The following is a 17,233-nucleotide window of genomic DNA, read 5'->3' as shown; positions in this document are numbered from 1 at the left end:
CCGACCCCAGGGTCGGCATTTTTTATGGCAGACGGCGCAACAATTTCGCCGGATTACCCGCCCAGACGCCTTTTTCTGTTATCGATTTCGTGACCACGCTGCCCGCGCCAATCACCGCGCCATCGCAGATGCTGACCGCCAGAATGGCCGCGCCGCTGCCGATAGAAACATCGTTCCCAATCGTAATTCGCCCCCAGTTTTCCCGGTTGGCATCGGGACGCCCCTCGCGAAACATATCGTTGGCAAACATCACGCCGTGGCCGATAAAGCAACGCTCGCCGATCGTGACATACTCGCAAATAAAGGTATGGGACTGGATTTTACTGTCGGCGCCGATGCGCGTATTGCCCTGAATTTCGACGAATGGCCCGACGAAGACGTTATCGCCAAGCGTGCAGTCATAGAGGTTGGCAGGTTGATAAATCACCACGTTCTCACCGCTGGTGACGTTGCGGATGCCGGTTTCACGAAGAGTGTGCATAGCGCCTCTCAGATAGGTTTGGCCAGAATATGCAGCGTGCTCATCTGGGTAGCGGAGCGGAATACGCTGTCTTTCACATATTGCATACCTGAGCGCTCATAAAAACGCCTGGCGCCGGGATTGCTGGCGAGGACTTCTAACCACAGCCAGTCATCGCCCGCCGCCTTTGCTCGCGCTTCAACGGCGCTAAAAATCTGCTCACCGTAGCCATGTCCTGTTTCAGTTGGCAGTAAATAGAGCTTATGCAGCAACGTGCCGCGCGGACCATCGGGCGCCATCGGCTGATGGCAGCTGTATTTTGCGAAGCCGACAGGATGCCGGGCTTCGGCAATCAGCCAGCAGCTGCGCTCATCGCTGAGGCTGTGGTGAAGGGCGGGCAGGGAGTACTCCTGCTGGAGGAAGTGCGCCAGCTCGCTGGCGCTGTGCCAGAGGTGGGCGAAGTGGTGGCGATAGCTGGCGTTCCCCATTTCACTCAGCAGGGGAGCGTCTTCCCGTTGCGCCGTACGTATTGTCAGCATTGCTGTATCCTTTTTAACCCGCCAGTCTGGCAAGTGATTGTTACATTTGACGCAACAGACGCAAAAAGTTAACGAATAATATCGATCTGGATCACGTTTTTGCGTTATACAGATCGGCAGGAATAACGAATATAAGAGGTGTGCCTATGCCGTCGGTCTATCGTCCGTTGGTCAATTTTGTGGCGACCGCCATGCAGGCGGTTTTGAATCTGGCGCTGCTGTGCCTGGGGGTCATCCTGGTGGTTTTCCTCGGGAAAGAGACGTTCCATCTGGCGCATGTCCTGTTTACTCCGGAACCGGTCAGTAAGTACAAGCTGGTCGAAGGGCTGGTGGTCTATTTTCTCTATTTCGAATTTATCGCGCTGATTGTGAAGTACTTTGAGTCGGGCTTTCACTTTCCGCTGCGCTATTTTGTCTATATCGGTATTACGGCGATTGTGCGTCTGATTATTGTCGATCACGAATCGCCCATGGCGGTGCTTATCTATTCGGCAGCGATCCTGATTCTGGTGATTACGCTGTGGCTGTGTAACTCCAACCGCCTGAAACGCGAATAAAAAAAAGCGGCCTTCAGAGGCCGCTGACCAACAGTCACAAAACTTAATTTATGTAGGGTCCAGTTGAGGATAGCAGTGGCATTTGCCTTACTTTTTCAGCTGAGGGCGGTAGTTGCCGTACCCGGTTGGGGTTCGTGTACAGCAACTAAAGCACCATCCCTCCGCTGAAATTTGGGGCGGGTATAACGATGAAACTTAACCTTTCACCCCGCCTGCCGTCAGGCCGTTAACCAGCCAGCGCTGGGCCAGCAGGAAGACAACCGTAATCGGAATGGCGGAGAGCACCGCCGCGGCGGCAAAGTCGCCCCACAGATAGTTCTGCGGGTTGAGATACTGTTGCATACCGACGGCCAGGGTATAGCTGTTCACATCGCGCAGCAGCAGCGAGGCCACCGGTACTTCGGTAATCGCGGCAATGAACGACAGAATAAATACGACGGCCAGAATCGGTACCGACAGCGGCAGCAGGACCAGACGGAAGGCCTGCCACGGCGTCGCGCCATCCAGCGCCGCCGCTTCTTCCAGCGAGCCATCGATAGTTTCGAAGTAGCCCTTAATCGTCCAGACGTGCAGCGCAATTCCGCCCATATAGGCGAAGATGACGCCGCCGTGGGTGTTCAGGCCGACGAACGGTAAATACTGGCCGAGGCGGTCAAACAAGGCGTATAACGCCACCAGCGACAGCACCGCCGGGAACATCTGGAAAATCAACATCCCTTTCAGCAGGGTCGCTTTGCCCGGGAAGCGCATACGGGCGAAGGCATAGGCGCAGGTCGTGGACAGCGCCACGATACCGATGGCGGTGATCCCGGCCACTTTCACCGAGTTCCACAACCACAGCAGAACCGGGAAAGGTGGCGGGGTGACGCGGCCGTCAGCGTGTTCAACGCTGAAGCCCAGCGCCAGCCGCCAGTGCTCCCAGGAGATTTGGTCCGGGATCAGGCTACCGGTGGCGAAGTTACCCTCGCGCAGAGAGATAGCAATAACCATCAGCAACGGGAACATAATCGCCGCGATGAAAACCAGCAGCAGGAGGTGCGTGGTGAGTAAACGCAGCTTCTGAGATTTGGGTTGTACCATAGCCATGTTCAGAGCCCTCCTTAGTCGAATTTCATTCGTGTGGCTTTCAGGTTAACAATCGCCAGTACGCCCACCAGCAGGAAGATCAGGGTGGCGATAGCTGCCGCCAGACCGAAGTCCTGACCGCCGCCGCCTTCGAAGGCGATACGGTAGGTGTAGCTGACCAGCAGGTCGGTATAGCCGGCCGGCGTGGTGGTGCCGAGACGGTCCGGACCGCCGTTGGTTAACAGCTGAATCAAAACGAAGTTGTTAAAGTTGAAGGCGAAGCTGGCGATCATCAGCGGCGTCAGAGGCTTAATCAGCAGCGGCAGCGTAATCTTAAAGAAGTTCTGGAACGGACCGGCGCCGTCCATTGCCGATGCTTCGTACAGGTCGTCAGGGATAGCTTTCAGCAGGCCCATGCACAGAATCATCATGTACGGGTAGCCCAGCCAGGTGTTGACGATAACGATCATCGAACGCGCGGTGGTCGGGTCGCTGAACCAGGCCGGTTTGATGCCGAACAGCGCGCTGAGCATCATGTTGATTTCACCAAAGCTCTGGTTGAACAGCCCTTTGAAAATCAGAATCGAGATAAACGACGGTACGGCGTAAGGCAGAATCAGCAGAACACGGTAAATCGCTTTACCTTTCAAAGACTCCCACTGTACGAGGCAGGCGAGGATCATGCCTACGGCCACGGTCAGAATCACCGTCAGAACTGAGAAGACCACCGTCCAGACGAAGATAGCGAAGAACGGTTTCTGAATTCCTTCGTCGGTAAAGACGCGGGTGAAGTTATCCCAGCCGATCCCGACGGTGTAACCCGGGCTCAGCTTCTCAGCGCCCCAGCTACCGTCAGCGTTGATGGACTGGTAGAAACCGACGTCATTGTTCGGACGATATTTTACGCCGCTCTGATTGTTGGCCAGCGTGCCATCATTCGCCAGCGTGTACAGCGGCTGGGTACCGGAGAACTGGCGCAGTGAGCTCATGATCACTTTGCTGTCGTCAGGCAGGATGGCGGTCAATTGGTTCAGCGCGGTGCGGTTTTGGGTGATGATACGCAGGTTCGCGCGTTCGCCTTCCGGCAGCGCTTCACCTTCTTTTAAGGCCAGTTTCTGCTCGCCGCCGAGTTTAAAGGCATCGGAGACGTAATTTTTGCCGCTGTCGCCATCGGTCAGCGCCAGTTTCCACTCATCTCCCGCCGGGAACAGCGAGAAGTTGTAGGATTTACCGGCCTGGAAGGAGCGATCCATCAGCACTTCCTGAGCGCGCTCAAAGGTCAGCTGGTTGGTGCTGCTGTAGTTGGTGAAGGCGATGGCGATGGTGCAGACCAGCGGGAACAGGACGAACAGCCCCATCCCGGCGAGACCCGGGTAGACATAGCGCCAGGCATAAGCCTTGCGGTTGGTAAAGATATACAGGCCAGCTGAGCTTAAAATCAGCGTCAGGATGGCAAACAGGTACTCCCCCTGGGCGTACATCAAAACGACAAGGTAACCCACCAGCAGGCACAGCAAGCCAATCACAGACCATGTCAGCTGCGGGCTTTGCCACCAGTGTTTCTTTTTAACGACATCCATGGGGATCATCCTCTACAGCGGTGAAAACTTATTTGTCAGGCCGCGCTTACGCTCGCCTGACCTACGGCCCAGGCCGTAGTGGTAGGGCGGGTAGCTAAGCGCCACCCGCCATTTTCTTATTTAGTGATACGAGACTGTGCGTCTTTCAGCGCGGCATCGACGGTCTGACGACCGCTAGCTGCGTTGATAACCGCGGTACGTACGGCATACCAGAAGGCGGACATCTGCGGGATGTTCGGCATAATTTCGCCTTTCTGGGCGTTCGCCATGGTTGCAGCGATACGCGGATCTTTCTCCAGTTTTTCCTGGAAGGATTTCAGAGCAACGGCGCCCAGCGGTTTGTCCTTGTTCACTTCGTCCAGACCCTGGTCGGTCAGCAGGTAGTTTTCGAGGAACTCTTTCGCCAGTTCTTTGTTCGGGCTGGCGGCGTTGATACCGGCGCTCAGGACGCCGACAAACGGTTTAGACGCTTTGCCTTTGAAGGTTGGCAGCAGCGTGACGCCATAGTTGACCTTGCTCTTATCGATATTCGACCATGCCCACGGACCGTTGATGGTCATCGCGGTTTCGCCTTTGTTGAATGCGGCTTCAGCGATGGAGTAATCGGTATCGGCATTCATGTGTTTATTCTTGATGAGGTCAACCAGGAAGGTCAGACCGGCTTTTGCGCCAGCGCTGTCCACGCCCACGTTTTTGACGTCATACTTGCCGTTTTCAAATTTGAACGCATATCCGCCGTCAGCGGCAATCAGCGGCCAGGTGAAGTACGGTTCTTGCAGGTTGAACATCAGCGCACTCTTACCTTTCGCTTTCAGTTCTTTATCCAGCGCCGGGATCTCTTCCCAGGTTTTCGGCGGATTCGGTACCAGGTCTTTGTTGTAAATCAGCGACAGCGCTTCAACCGCGATAGGGTAGGCGATCAGTTTGCCGTTATAGCGTACGGCGTCCCAGGTAAACGGATAGAGTTTGTCCTGGAAAGCTTTGTCCGGGGAGATTTCAGCCAGCAGGCCAGATTGCGCATAGCCACCGAAACGGTCATGAGCCCAGAAGATGATGTCCGGGCCGTCGCCAGTCGCCGCGACCTGCGGGAATTTCTCTTCCAGCTTATCCGGGTGTTCTATGGAAACTTTAATGCCGGTATCTTTTTCAAACTTCTTACCCACTTCGGCGAGACCGTTATAGCCTTTGTCGCCGTTAATCCAGATGACCAGCTTACCTTCTTCAATTTTGGCGAGGGCAGAGGCGGAAAACATCATCGTAGTCAATGCAGACAACGCGAGGATGCGAGCGCCGGTTTTGATTTTCATATACCAGTCCTTTTTGGTGATGTGCTCGTGGATACACTTAGGTGGCTTAACGGTGATGAGTTTCCTTTTTTAACAACCCCTTTCCATCCTCCCTATGTCTACGCCCCACCCGTGGTTTGTGTGATCTGCATTGCAGAAATGCCCGTATTGGGGTCTGGAGCACATAAAAACGGGGCCATTTTTGCTACCTGCATCACGAAAATGGCTTTGCCACGCCATCCCCCGCAGCGAGGGGCAATCTCTCATCCTCCCGTCTCCTCCCCCATAAAAAAGGCGGGGGTGGAGGATTCACCAGGTTAATGAATGCCGCATAGTCAGCCCATCTTGAATGTGTCTTTTAGTGACAGGTTGTAACGAAGGGAGATGGGGATGGCGAGCGTACAGCTGCGAAATATAACGAAAGCCTGGGGTGACGTGGTGGTGTCGAAAGATATCAATCTCGACATCCAGGAAGGGGAGTTCGTGGTGTTTGTCGGGCCATCGGGCTGCGGCAAATCAACCCTGCTGCGTATGATTGCCGGGCTGGAAACCATAACCAGCGGTGATTTATTTATTGGTGACGCGCGAATGAACGATATCCCTCCGGCCGAACGCGGTATCGGGATGGTGTTCCAGTCTTATGCGCTTTACCCTCATCTGTCCGTTGCGGAAAACATGTCTTTCGGCCTCAAGCTGGCCGGTGCTAAAAAAGATTTAATTAACCAGCGCGTCACTCAGGTTGCGGAAGTTCTGCAGCTGGCGCATCTGCTGGAGCGTAAGCCGAAGGCATTATCCGGTGGACAGCGTCAGCGTGTGGCGATTGGCCGTACCCTGGTTGCTGAACCCCGCGTATTCCTGCTCGACGAACCACTTTCTAACCTCGATGCCGCGCTGCGCGTGCAGATGCGTATCGAAATCTCCCGTCTGCATAAGCGTCTTGGGCGCACGATGATCTACGTTACCCACGATCAGGTCGAAGCGATGACGCTGGCCGACAAAATTGTGGTGCTGGACGCCGGCCGCGTTGCGCAGGTCGGGAAACCGCTGGAACTGTATCACTACCCGGCCGATCGCTTTGTTGCGGGCTTTATTGGTTCGCCAAAGATGAACTTCCTGCCGGTAAAAGTGACTGCAACCGCCATTGAGCAGGTTCAGGTAGAACTGCCGAACCGCCAGCACGTCTGGCTGCCGGTGGACAGCGCCCGCGTTCAGGTTGGCGCCAATATGTCCTTAGGCATCCGCCCGGAACATCTGCTGCCCAGCGATATCGCCGACGTCACTCTGGAAGGGGTCGTTCAGGTGGTTGAGCAGCTTGGTCACGAAACACAAATTCATATCCAGATCCCCGCCATCCGTCAAAACCTGGTTTACCGCCAGAACGACGTGGTGTTGGTAGAAGAGGGAGCCACATTCGCTATCGGTTTGCCACCAGAGCGCTGCCATTTATTCCGTGAGGATGGTACGGCGTGTCGTCGGTTGCATAAAGAGCCGGGCGTGTAAGGCTTCCCATTAAAAAAAAACACGAACCCCATAGTGCGCTGCAACCAGGCATAACGACGGGCGAAGTGTTCAAAGAAAAGCAATGATCTCAGGAGATAGAATGATGATTACTCTGCGCAAACTTCCACTGGCGGTCGCCGTCGCGGCAGGCGTTATGTCTGCTCAGGCGCTGGCCGTTGATTTCCACGGTTATGCTCGTTCCGGTATCGGCTGGACCGGTAGCGGCGGTGAACAACAGTGCTTCCAGGCAACCGGTGCTCAAAGTAAATACCGTCTTGGTAACGAATGTGAAACCTATGCGGAATTAAAACTGGGTCAGGAAGTATGGAAAGAAGGTGATAAGAGCTTCTACTTCGATACTAACGTTGCCTACTCCGTATCGCAGCAAAATGACTGGGAATCCACCAGCCCGGCATTCCGTGAAGCCAACGTGCAGGGTAAAAACCTGATCGACTGGCTGCCAGGATCCACCATCTGGGCCGGTAAGCGCTTCTACCAGCGTCATGACGTCCACATGATCGACTTCTACTACTGGGATATCTCCGGTCCTGGTGCGGGTCTTGAAAACATCGATGTTGGCTTCGGTAAACTCTCTCTGGCTGCGACCCGTTCTTCTGAATCTGGCGGCTCTGCGACCTTCGCCGATCGTGATGCGCTGGGTAACCGCGTATATGACAACATCGTTCCGAACGACGTCTTCGACGTGCGTTTAGCACAGATGGAAATCAACCCGGGCGGTACTCTGGAACTGGGTGTTGACTACGGTCATACCAACGTTCCGGATAATTACTACCTGCAGCCAGACGCGTCTAAAGATGGCTGGATGTTCACCGCTGAACACACCCAGAGCATCCTGAAAGGCTACAACAAGTTTGTTCTGCAGTACGCCACCGACGCGATGACCTCTAACGGTAAAGGCGTTCCGCAGGGCGGCAGCATCAACAACGACGGTTCCATGTGGCGCGTGCTTGACCACGGTGCAGTCTCTCTGGCTGACGATTGGGACATGATGTACGTGGCGATGTACCAGGATATCAACCTGGACAACAACAACGGCACCAAATGGTGGACCGTCGGCGTACGTCCTATGTACAAATGGACGCCGATCATGAGCACCCTGCTGGAAGTCGGCTACGACAACGTGAAGTCGCAGAAAACTGGCGACAGCAACAACCAGTACAAAATTACCCTGGCGCAACAGTGGCAGGCGGGCGACAGCATCTGGTCCCGTCCGGCAATTCGTCTGTTCGCAACCTACGCCAAGTGGGATGAGAAATGGGGCTACGCGAACGGTGATTCCGGTGCGGGCTACACCTCCGGCGTTGCGTACAACGACACTTCTGCGAAGACCTTCAGCCGTGGCGATAGCGACGAGTGGACCTTCGGTGCCCAGATGGAAATCTGGTGGTAATCCAACCTGACGTGTGATGACCAAAAGAGGGGCGCAAGCCCCTCTATCTTCGGCTCAGCGGGCTATTGCCTGGCTACCGCTTGGCCATCGGAATTGAGGTGATAACAATGAAAATGAAGAAAAGTCTCGTTGCCCTCTGCCTGTCCGCCGGCCTGCTGGCCAGCGTACCCGCAGTCAGTTTTGCTGATGTGAATTTCGTGCCGCAGAATACTTCTGCCGCACCGACCATTCCTGCTTCCGCGTTACAACAGCTAACCTGGACGCCGGTCGACCAATCGAAAACGCAAACCACAAAGTTAGCGACGGCTGGCCAGTCGCTGAATATCCCCGGCATCGTCGGCCCCGTGGCGGCCTACAGCGTCCCGGCAAATATCGGTGAGCTGACCCTGACCCTGACCAGTGAAGTGAATAAGCAAACCAGCGTTTATGCGCCAAATGTGCTGATTCTTGACCAGAATATGACGCCATCGGCGTTTTTCCCAAGCAGCTACTTCACCTATCTGGAGCCGGGCGTGATGAGCTCGGATCGCCTGGAAGGGGTGATGCGCCTGACTCCGGCTTTAGGTCAGCAAAAAATCTATGTGCTGGTCTTTACTACCCCGCAGGATTTGCAGCAGACCACCAAATTAATCGATCCGGCGAAGGCCTACGCCAAAGGCACAGGTAATGCGGTGCCGGATATTCCGGACCCGATTGCCAAACATACCACCGAAGGTACCCTGGGTCTGAAGGTGAAAACTTCTTCCGGCTCCAGCGTGCTGGTTGGGCCGCTGTTTGGCTCCTCCGGCCCGGGCCCAGTGACCGTCGGTAATACCGCGGCTCCGGTCTACAACGCGCCAGCCGCCGCGCCGGCCGTTGCTCCAGCAGCGGCGCCAGCGCCGGCTGCGAAGAGCGAACCGATGCTTGACGATACGGAAACTTACTTTAACAACGGCATCAAGCAGGCGGTTGCGAAAGGTGATATCGATAAAGCCCTTAAACTGATGAACGAAGCTGAGCGCCTCGGCTCGAAATCTGCTCGTTCCACCTTTATCAGCAGTGTAAAAGGCAAGGGGTGATCGTCTCCCCACAATGCTGATGTTTAGGCACAGCCTTTAGGTGCGTCCGCCTGGACGCACCTTTTTTTATCGCGTGGCGGCTGCTGTTGCATGGCTGTTACGCCGATGATCGTATCTTGACGCTTTGCCCGCCCTGACTGGCTTATTCTGCGATACAATGCTGCTACGTTATGTAACGGAGAATCAGGCATGTCACATCCTGCGCTTACGCAACTGCGTGCGCTGCGCTATTTTGCCGCGATACCCCCGCTGGAACCGCACCTGCGCGACTGGCTGTTGCTGGAAGACTCAATGACTCAACGCTTTGAGCAACAAGGGAAAAAAGTCAGTGTTAATCGAGTCAACGAGGGTTTCGTCGGCCGGGAAGCGCTGGTGGGTGAAGAGGCGTTGCTGCCGGATGAAGCGCGTTACTGGCTGCGGGAAATCATACTTTGCGCCAATGGTGAACCCTGGCTCGCTGGCCGAACGGTCGTGCCTGAGTCGACGCTGTGCGGCCCGGAACTGGCCCTGCAGCAGTTGGGGCAGACGCCGCTGGGGCGTTATTTGTTCACGTCATCGACATTAACCCGCGATTTTATTGAAATTGGGCGCACAGCAGAGCTGTGGGGGCGTCGTTCTCGCCTGCGGCTGAGCGGTAAACCGCTGCTGCTGACAGAACTTTTTCTGCCTGCGTCGCCGCTGTATTAAGAGGAAAAGAAAATGGAGAGGAGTCTGGCGCAGAATAAGCTGTTGGCGTTTCATCGCCTGATGCGTACTGACAAACCCATTGGCGCGCTGCTGTTGCTGTGGCCGACGCTGTGGGCACTGTGGGTGGCGACGCCGGGGATTCCGCCGCTGTGGATTCTGGCCGTTTTTGTCGCCGGCGTCTGGCTGATGCGCGCCGCCGGTTGCGTGGTGAATGATTACGCCGACCGAAAGTTTGACGGCCATGTTAAACGCACCGCCCGCCGTCCGCTGCCCAGCGGCGATGTCTCGGAGAAAGAGGCCCGGATTCTGTTTGCCGTGCTGGTTGTGCTTTCGTTCCTGCTGGTGCTGACCTTAAACACCATGACCATCCTGCTGTCGGTGGCGGCGCTGGCGCTGGCGTGGGTGTATCCGTTTATGAAACGCTATACCCACTTGCCGCAGGTGGTGCTGGGCGCGGCGTTCGGCTGGTCGATTCCGATGGCCTTCTCGGCGGTGAGCGAAGCGTTGCCGTTAAGCTGCTGGCTGATGTTCCTCGCCAATATTTTGTGGGCGATGGCTTACGATACCCAGTACGCGATGGTCGACAGGGACGATGACGTCAAAATCGGGATTAAATCAACGGCGATCTTGTTCGGCGAACATGACCGTACCATTATCGGTATATTGCAGATTGGGGTGCTGGTACTGCTGGCCGCCATCGGCTGGCTGAACGGGCTGCACTGGGAATATTACTGGTCGCTGTTTATCGCCGCAGGGCTGTTTTTCTGGCAGCAGAAGCTGATTTTCCGTCGCGAACGGGACGACTGCTTTAAAGCGTTTTTAAATAATAACTACGTCGGACTGGTGGTGTTTCTCGGTCTGGCGATGAGCTATCTGCAGTAGTCTCTTCCTTTCCCCCGGCATGCGGCGCAAACGCCATAGCCGGGGGAGAGGAAAGCCTGTCTCAGTCGTTACGCTTCATCCTGCGTGACGCTTTCAATCGTCAAGCGCACATCCGACGTAATCAGATCGGCCAGCATCTGGTAGACCTTCAGCGTCTCTGCCGGCTCAGCATCGCCGGTGTCGCTGATATAGCCCTCATCGCGCAGCGTCAGCACTAACGTACTGAATACCGCTTTATCGAAGAACTCCGGCGCGTTGATACCGTGCAGCACCGACAGACGCTGCGCCACCGTGCGGCTCTCTTTCTCCAGAGAACTGCGGTTGATGGACGGGTTCGCGCTCAGCAGCCAGAAGGTAATGGCGTAGCGCTGGAGCGTCTCGCGCGCGCCTGCGGCCAGCAGCTGCAAGGAACGGGAGTGGGACGGATTGATGCTGATTGCCTCATCGCTCAGGACAATCAGCCCCTGACGCTGCATTTCCGCCGCCAGGGCATCGATGACGCCAGCCAGCTCTGCTTTTTCCCAGCGCAGGAATAGCTCGGCCTTCAGCAGCGGATAGAACATCTCAACGTGACGCAGCACTTCCGCGCGGGTGATACGACGATGCTGGGTAATGATCGCCGCCAGCAGCGACGGCAGCATCAGCATATGGGCGATGTTGTTGCGGTAGTAGGTCATCAGCACCGCCTGCTCGCGCGGCAGAATGATGATATCGCCGATGGTATCTTTCTCGACCTCGAACTTATTCATCTTCAGCGCGTGGTCAATCAGCTCGCTGGCGGAGGCCGTCGGCGTGGTCGCATCCGGGGAGTACGGTACGTTGCGCAGCAGATCGAGGTAGCACTCCAGCTGTTGCGTCAGCTGTTCGCGGGTCAACGAGCGCTGACGAGAGGCCAGCAGCGCGGTGCAGCACAGGTTCATGGCGTTGGCCGCGCCGGCGTTGTTGATGCGCACCATCAGGTCGGAAGCAATATTGTTGACCGTCGGCGTCAGCCACGATGGGCGAACCGCTTCGATCGGATCGATAGACTCACGCCATTCCGGAACATGCTGGTTCAGGTAAGTCATCAGCGGCAGAGGTTCGCCAAAGTTAACATAGCCCTGACCGAGGTTACGCAGCTTGCTCAGGCCGCGCAGCATCTGCGGCAGACTCTCTTTTTCTTTCGTCGCACCGCGCAGCTCTTTGGCGTAGGTGCCCACTTCCATCACGTGCTCGTAACCGATGTAGATAGGCACCAGCGTGATCGGTCGGGTCCCGCCGCGCAGCATGGCCTGGATGGTCATCGACAGGGTACCGGTTTTCGGATCCAGCAGACGGCCGGTACGCGAGCGGCCCCCTTCAACGAAGTACTCCACGGAGTAACCCCGGCTGAACAACTCGCCGAGATATTCGCGGAACACCGTTGAATAGAGCTTATTGCCCTTAAAGGTACGACGAATAAAGAATGCGCCACCGCGGCGGAAAATGGGGCCTGCTGGCCAGAAGTTCAGGTTGATACCGGCGGCAATATGCGGCGGCACCAGCCCCTGGTGATACAGCACGTAGGAGAGCAGCAGGTAGTCCATATGGCTACGATGGCACGGTACGTAGACAATCTCGTGCCCTTCATGGGCCAGCTGACGTACGCGCTCGGCGTTGTGGACGTTGATCCCCTGATAGAGACGGTTCCAGGTAAAACCGAGAACGCGGTCGGTCAGGCGAATCATCTCATAAGAGAAGTTCGCGGCGATCTCTTCCATCAGCGCGATGGCGTTTTGCTGCGCCTTCTCATGGGAGATTTTCTTGCTGCGCGCTTCATCTTCTACCGCGCGGGCGATGGCTTTGGATGCCAGCAGCTTATTGAACAGGTCCTGACGCGCCGGCAGACGTGGGCCGACGGCTGCCAGACGCTGGCGGGCGAAGTGCATACGCGCGACGCGGGCAAGCTTCTGGGCGATAATTTTATCGGTGCCGTGTTCGGTGGCCATTCTGCGCAGAGAAACCGGCGGCGAGAAACGGACAAAGCTGTCGCGTCCCAGCCACAGAACGGCGAAGAACTTCTGAATGCCATTCAGCATGCGCAGCGGCGGGTTAACTTCGCCTTTTTCGCGCCCAGGCGCACGCCCAAACATCACCGACACCGGCACCATTTGCACGTCCAGGTCAGGATGGTTGCGGTGCAGATCCAGGTAGTCGTGGAACAGCTTAATCGACTCTTCTTTCGGCGCGTAGTAGGTAAAGACGCGCGGGCCGCCGTGGATAAAGACGTAGCGCGGCAGCAGCGCGCCGTCGATTTCCAGCGGTTCAAGCGGATCGGGTAAATCGTGCTCCAGGCACTGAGCGCGCAGGGTCAGCAGGTCCGCCTTTGAATTATAAGGCAGGACGTACATGATAGGACGCGAGGTATCCAGCCCTAATTCCTGAGCAGGTTCTGCGGGAATAGACTTGCTTTTTACCAGCACCCGTAATGGTAAATTCAGTAAATTATAGTAAATTCGTTGCCAGCCGGACATAAACGATGTGAAGCCTCTGGTTAATCATGCAAATGCGCGGCAAGAATAACAGAAAGCGCGCAAAATTTCCGTTGCCACGCGGCAAACGCGTACACTCATTGACGTCATTTACATAAAAAGGTTCTTTTGATGGCCAATAATACCACTGGGTTAACCCGAATCATTAAAGCGGCAGGTTATTCCTGGAAAGGGTTCCGTGCGGCATGGATAAATGAGGCCGCATTTCGTCAAGAAGGCATCGCCGCCATTGTTGCTGTAGCGATAGCCTGCTGGCTGGACGTCGACGCCATCACGCGTGTGCTGCTGATAGGCTCGGTCCTGATAGTGATGATAGTCGAAATTCTTAATAGCGCGATTGAGGCGGTGGTGGACCGTATTGGCCCGGAACATCATGAGCTGTCCGGTCGGGCGAAAGATATGGGGTCTGCGGCGGTGCTGCTGGCCATTGCGATCGCGCTGATCACCTGGGCGCTCTTACTGTGGGCTCGCTATCACTGAGCGGCCACGTGGTGAGATATTCCGCTTTGCGATGTCTTCCCGGCGATCGGGCGAACCCGATGAGCTTTTGCCCGGCCGGCGACAATCACCCCTGGCGCCATGGGCTATCGGGGACGCAAAATGGAAAGAATCTCCTGATTTTTGTGTGAAATTTGATTCCAAAATCACCGTTAGCTGTATATACTCACAGCATAACTGTATATACACCCAGGGGGCGGGATGAAAGCGTTAACGACCAGGCAGCAAGAGGTGTTTGATCTCATTCGGGATCACATCAGCCAGACGGGCATGCCGCCGACGCGTGCGGAAATTGCTCAGCGCTTGGGGTTCCGTTCCCCAAACGCGGCGGAAGAACACCTGAAAGCGCTGGCGCGTAAGGGCGCGATCGAGATTATCTCCGGCGCCTCCCGGGGGATTCGCCTGCTGACGGAAGAAGAACCAGGTCTACCGTTGATTGGCCGCGTGGCGGCCGGTGAGCCGCTGCTGGCTCAGCAGCATATCGAAGGCCACTTCCAGGTCGATCCGGCGATGTTCAAGCCGAATGCCGACTTTTTGCTGCGGGTTAGCGGTATGTCAATGAAAGATATCGGTATTCTCGATGGCGATCTGCTGGCGGTCCATAAAACTCAGGATGTACGCAACGGCCAGGTTGTCGTGGCGCGTATTGACGAAGAGGTCACCGTTAAGCGTCTTAAAAAGCAGGGCAACATCGTCGAACTCCTGCCAGAAAACAGCGAATTTTCCCCTATCGTGGTGAATCTACGCGAGCAAAATTTCACTATTGAAGGGCTGGCCGTTGGCGTGATTCGCAACGGTGAGTGGCTGTAACACCTTCCCCACGCAGCATCGTCTGATGCATGATGCTGCGCTGTCTCCTCCCGGTCAGGCTCTTTCTCATGTTCTTTAACGCCGCTGATAAGGCCCTGTGGCGCCTGGCGCTACCCATGATTTTCTCCAACATCACCGTTCCGCTGCTGGGACTGGTGGATACCGCCGTGATTGGTCATCTCGACAGCCCGGTTTACCTCGGCGGTGTCGCGGTCGGCGCGACGGCCACCAGTTTTCTCTTTATGCTGCTGCTTTTCCTGCGGATGAGTACCACCGGACTGACGGCACAGGCCTTTGGCGCAAAAGATCCTCTCCGCCTGGCGCGGGCGCTGGTGCAGCCGCTGGGGCTGGCAACAGGTGCCGGCCTGCTGATTGTGCTTTTCCGAACCCCGCTTATCGATCTGGCGTTGCATATTGTTGGCGGCAATGAAGCGGTGCTGGAGCAGGCGCGGCGCTTTCTCGACATCCGCTGGCTGAGCGCGCCGGCATCGCTGGCAAACCTGGTGCTGCTCGGTTGGCTGTTGGGCGTGCAGTATGCCCGGGCGCCGGTGATTTTGCTGATTGTCGGCAACCTGCTGAATATCGTGCTCGATCTGTGGCTGGTGATGGGCCTGCATCTGAACGTGCAGGGTGCCGCGCTGGCGACGGTCACCGCCGAATATGTCACCTTTATCATCGGGCTGCTGATGGCAAGACGCGTGCTGGCGCTACGCGGTGTGTCATTTGCCCTGCTCAAGCGCGCGTGGCGCGGAGATATGCGCCGCTTGCTGGCGCTCAATCGCGATATCATGCTGCGCTCTCTGCTGCTTCAGCTCTGCTTTGGTGCGGTGACCGTTTTCGGCGCTCGTCTTGGCGGCGAGATCGTTGCCGTCAACGCGCTCCTGATGACCATGTTGACCTTTACCGCCTATGCCCTGGATGGTTTTGCTTATGCCGTGGAAGCGCACTCCGGGCAGGCTTACGGCGCGCGTGACGGTAGCCAGCTGCTTGAGGTCTGGCGAGCGGCCTGCCGTCAGTCGGGAATGGTGGCGCTGGCCTTTGCGGCGACCTATGCCGTGGCGGGACAGCAGATTGTCGCCCTGTTGACCTCGCTGCCCTCGCTTCAGCTGCTTGCCGATCGCTACCTGATCTGGCAGATCGTGCTGCCGGTGATTGGCGTGTGGTGTTATTTGCTGGATGGCATGTTCATCGGCGCGACGCGCGGGGCTGAGATGCGCAACAGCATGGCGGTGGCGGCGGCGGGGTTTGCCCTGACGCTGCTGACGCTACCGGTCCTCGGCAACCACGCGCTATGGCTGGCGCTGGCGGTTTTCCTCGCGCTGCGCGGTCTGTCGCTGGCGGTCATCTGGCGGCGACACTGGCGGCGTGGAACCTGGTTTTCGTAGTGATTTTTGATATGTAATTGGTTAAAGATTCCGAATAATAAATTCAACTCAGAATTCTTATCTATAATTAATACTATGTCCGGCACACAGCGGGCTGTTAACTCACCGAACGATGAGGATTGAATTATGAACAAAGACGAAATCGGCGGTAACTGGAAACAGTTGAAAGGTAAAGCGAAAGAGAAATGGGGCAAGCTGACCGATGACGATATGACCGTCATTGAGGGTAAGCGTGACCAGCTGGTCGGTAAAATCCAGGAGCGTTATGGATACGCCAAAGATCAGGCGGAGAAAGAAGTGTCTGACTGGGAACGAAAAAACGATCACCGCTGGTAGCGGTGAGTGTTAACGAATTAACCCTTTGTTATTGCCTGCCTGATGGTACACGGAGGTACCGGCAACCTCGATTCCCGCTGCGGCGATAGCCTCAGCGGGCTTTCTTTTTAATCTGAATGGTATGGTCGTGATGGCAGTGTCCCGGGGTGCTACAGGCTTCGACCTCGACACAACCTGCGCACAGGCCGTGCGCCTCAATCACATTGTGGCGTAGCGCAAAACCCATTCTCGCCGCCAGCGTATGCATAATGTCTTCAACGCCTTCGGCACACTCTTCCGTGACCACGCCGCAGCGGTCGCAGATAAACATGGCTGAGCTATGGGTCGGCTGATCGAAAAGATGGCACAGTACGTAGCTGTTGGTCGATTCCACCTTGTGCACGAACCCCTGTTCCAGCAGAAACTCCAGCGCCCGGTAGACCGTCGGCGGTTTTGCCTGCGGCTCTTTCTCACGCAGCAGGTCGAGCAGATCATACGCGCTAATCGCCCCTTGCTGGAGGCTCATCAAACGCAACACTTCCAGGCGCTGCGGAGTCAGGCGCACGCCGCGCTGTGCGCAGAGCTTTTCAGCATGCGCTAACATTTCTTGCGAAGTGGTCTTATTCATGAGCATCCTCTGGTTGCGTGAGTCTGAAGTTGTTACTTTATCACGATCCAGGCAAAACGCCG

Annotated in this window: 17 protein-coding genes; 10 read left to right on the top strand and 7 right to left on the bottom strand. The window is 56.3% G+C overall.

The window, feature by feature from the left end; translation table 11 throughout:
- Positions 1-22 precede the first annotated feature (22 nt).
- A complete protein-coding gene (locus GRPL_RS22325) occupies positions 23-481 on the bottom strand; it encodes an acyltransferase (RefSeq protein WP_032689956.1) in 459 nt (152 codons plus the stop codon).
- Positions 482-489: 8 nt separating this feature from the next.
- Complete coding sequence (locus GRPL_RS22330) at positions 490-999, bottom strand: GNAT family N-acetyltransferase (protein ID WP_032698391.1); 510 nt, start codon at positions 997-999, stop codon at positions 490-492.
- A 146-nt stretch (positions 1,000-1,145) separates the two neighbouring features.
- On the opposite strand from GRPL_RS22330, the gene psiE reads away from it, so the two are divergent.
- Positions 1,146-1,556, top strand: coding sequence for a phosphate-starvation-inducible protein PsiE (gene psiE / locus GRPL_RS22335; RefSeq protein WP_004856423.1), 411 nt, complete (start codon positions 1,146-1,148; stop codon positions 1,554-1,556).
- A gap of 195 nt (positions 1,557-1,751) precedes the next feature.
- On the opposite strand, the gene malG is transcribed toward psiE, so the two are convergent.
- The 3 genes from malG to malE form a co-directional block, all read right to left on the bottom strand.
- The gene (malG, locus tag GRPL_RS22340) at positions 1,752-2,642 is read right to left on the bottom strand and encodes a maltose ABC transporter permease MalG (RefSeq protein ID WP_015585370.1); all 891 of its coding nucleotides are present in this window, start codon (positions 2,640-2,642) and stop codon (positions 1,752-1,754) included.
- A 14-nt stretch (positions 2,643-2,656) separates the two neighbouring features.
- Entirely contained in the window at positions 2,657-4,201 is a 1,545-nt protein-coding gene (malF, locus tag GRPL_RS22345) for a maltose ABC transporter permease MalF (RefSeq protein ID WP_032689954.1), read from the bottom strand.
- A gap of 116 nt (positions 4,202-4,317) precedes the next feature.
- Positions 4,318-5,508: a maltose/maltodextrin ABC transporter substrate-binding protein MalE gene (malE, locus tag GRPL_RS22350; RefSeq protein WP_032689953.1), complete on the bottom strand. Its 1,191-nt coding sequence runs from the start codon at positions 5,506-5,508 to the stop codon at positions 4,318-4,320.
- A 369-nt stretch (positions 5,509-5,877) separates the two neighbouring features.
- On the opposite strand from malE, the gene malK reads away from it, so the two are divergent.
- The 5 genes from malK to ubiA all read left to right on the top strand — a co-directional run bounded on the left by malK (position 5,878) and on the right by ubiA (position 11,025).
- A complete protein-coding gene (gene malK, locus GRPL_RS22355) occupies positions 5,878-6,987 on the top strand; it encodes a maltose/maltodextrin ABC transporter ATP-binding protein MalK (protein ID WP_032689952.1) in 1,110 nt (369 codons plus the stop codon).
- Positions 6,988-7,087: 100 nt separating this feature from the next.
- Positions 7,088-8,398, top strand: coding sequence for a maltoporin (locus GRPL_RS22360; protein ID WP_004856433.1), 1,311 nt, complete (start codon positions 7,088-7,090; stop codon positions 8,396-8,398).
- Between the two features lie 107 nt (positions 8,399-8,505).
- Positions 8,506-9,456, top strand: coding sequence for a maltose operon protein MalM (gene malM / locus GRPL_RS22365; protein WP_032698389.1), 951 nt, complete (start codon positions 8,506-8,508; stop codon positions 9,454-9,456).
- Positions 9,457-9,645: 189 nt separating this feature from the next.
- The gene (ubiC, locus tag GRPL_RS22370; RefSeq protein WP_004856438.1) at positions 9,646-10,143 is read left to right on the top strand and encodes a chorismate lyase; all 498 of its coding nucleotides are present in this window, start codon (positions 9,646-9,648) and stop codon (positions 10,141-10,143) included.
- 12 nt (positions 10,144-10,155) lie between these two features.
- Entirely contained in the window at positions 10,156-11,025 is an 870-nt protein-coding gene (ubiA, locus tag GRPL_RS22375) for a 4-hydroxybenzoate octaprenyltransferase (RefSeq protein WP_032698388.1), read from the top strand.
- Positions 11,026-11,093: 68 nt separating this feature from the next.
- Here ubiA and plsB read toward each other — a convergent pair whose 3' ends face one another.
- Entirely contained in the window at positions 11,094-13,517 is a 2,424-nt protein-coding gene (gene plsB, locus GRPL_RS22380) for a glycerol-3-phosphate 1-O-acyltransferase PlsB (RefSeq protein ID WP_032698386.1), read from the bottom strand.
- Between the two features lie 129 nt (positions 13,518-13,646).
- Here plsB and GRPL_RS22385 point away from each other — a divergent pair, with 129 nt between their 5' ends.
- From GRPL_RS22385 to GRPL_RS22400, 4 genes are all read left to right on the top strand, one after another.
- Positions 13,647-14,015 (top strand): diacylglycerol kinase, encoded by a 369-nt coding sequence (locus tag GRPL_RS22385; RefSeq protein ID WP_032689948.1) that lies wholly within the window; start codon positions 13,647-13,649, stop codon positions 14,013-14,015.
- Between the two features lie 219 nt (positions 14,016-14,234).
- A complete protein-coding gene (gene lexA, locus GRPL_RS22390; RefSeq protein WP_004856448.1) occupies positions 14,235-14,843 on the top strand; it encodes a transcriptional repressor LexA in 609 nt (202 codons plus the stop codon).
- Between the two features lie 68 nt (positions 14,844-14,911).
- Positions 14,912-16,228: an MATE family efflux transporter DinF gene (gene dinF, locus GRPL_RS22395; RefSeq protein ID WP_032697091.1), complete on the top strand. Its 1,317-nt coding sequence runs from the start codon at positions 14,912-14,914 to the stop codon at positions 16,226-16,228.
- A 126-nt stretch (positions 16,229-16,354) separates the two neighbouring features.
- The gene (locus GRPL_RS22400) at positions 16,355-16,564 is read left to right on the top strand and encodes a CsbD family protein (protein WP_004856456.1); all 210 of its coding nucleotides are present in this window, start codon (positions 16,355-16,357) and stop codon (positions 16,562-16,564) included.
- A 91-nt stretch (positions 16,565-16,655) separates the two neighbouring features.
- On the opposite strand, the gene zur is transcribed toward GRPL_RS22400, so the two are convergent.
- On the bottom strand, positions 16,656-17,171 hold the full coding sequence (gene zur, locus GRPL_RS22405; RefSeq protein ID WP_032689946.1) for a zinc uptake transcriptional repressor Zur: 516 nt from the start codon (positions 17,169-17,171) through the stop codon (positions 16,656-16,658).
- Positions 17,172-17,233: the final 62 nt, after the last annotated feature.

The organism is Klebsiella planticola ATCC 33531 (assembly GCF_000735435.1).
In the GTDB taxonomy this organism is placed as follows: Bacteria; Pseudomonadota; Gammaproteobacteria; order Enterobacterales; family Enterobacteriaceae; genus Klebsiella; species Klebsiella planticola.
This window is presented reverse-complemented; position numbering and strand designations above follow the sequence as displayed.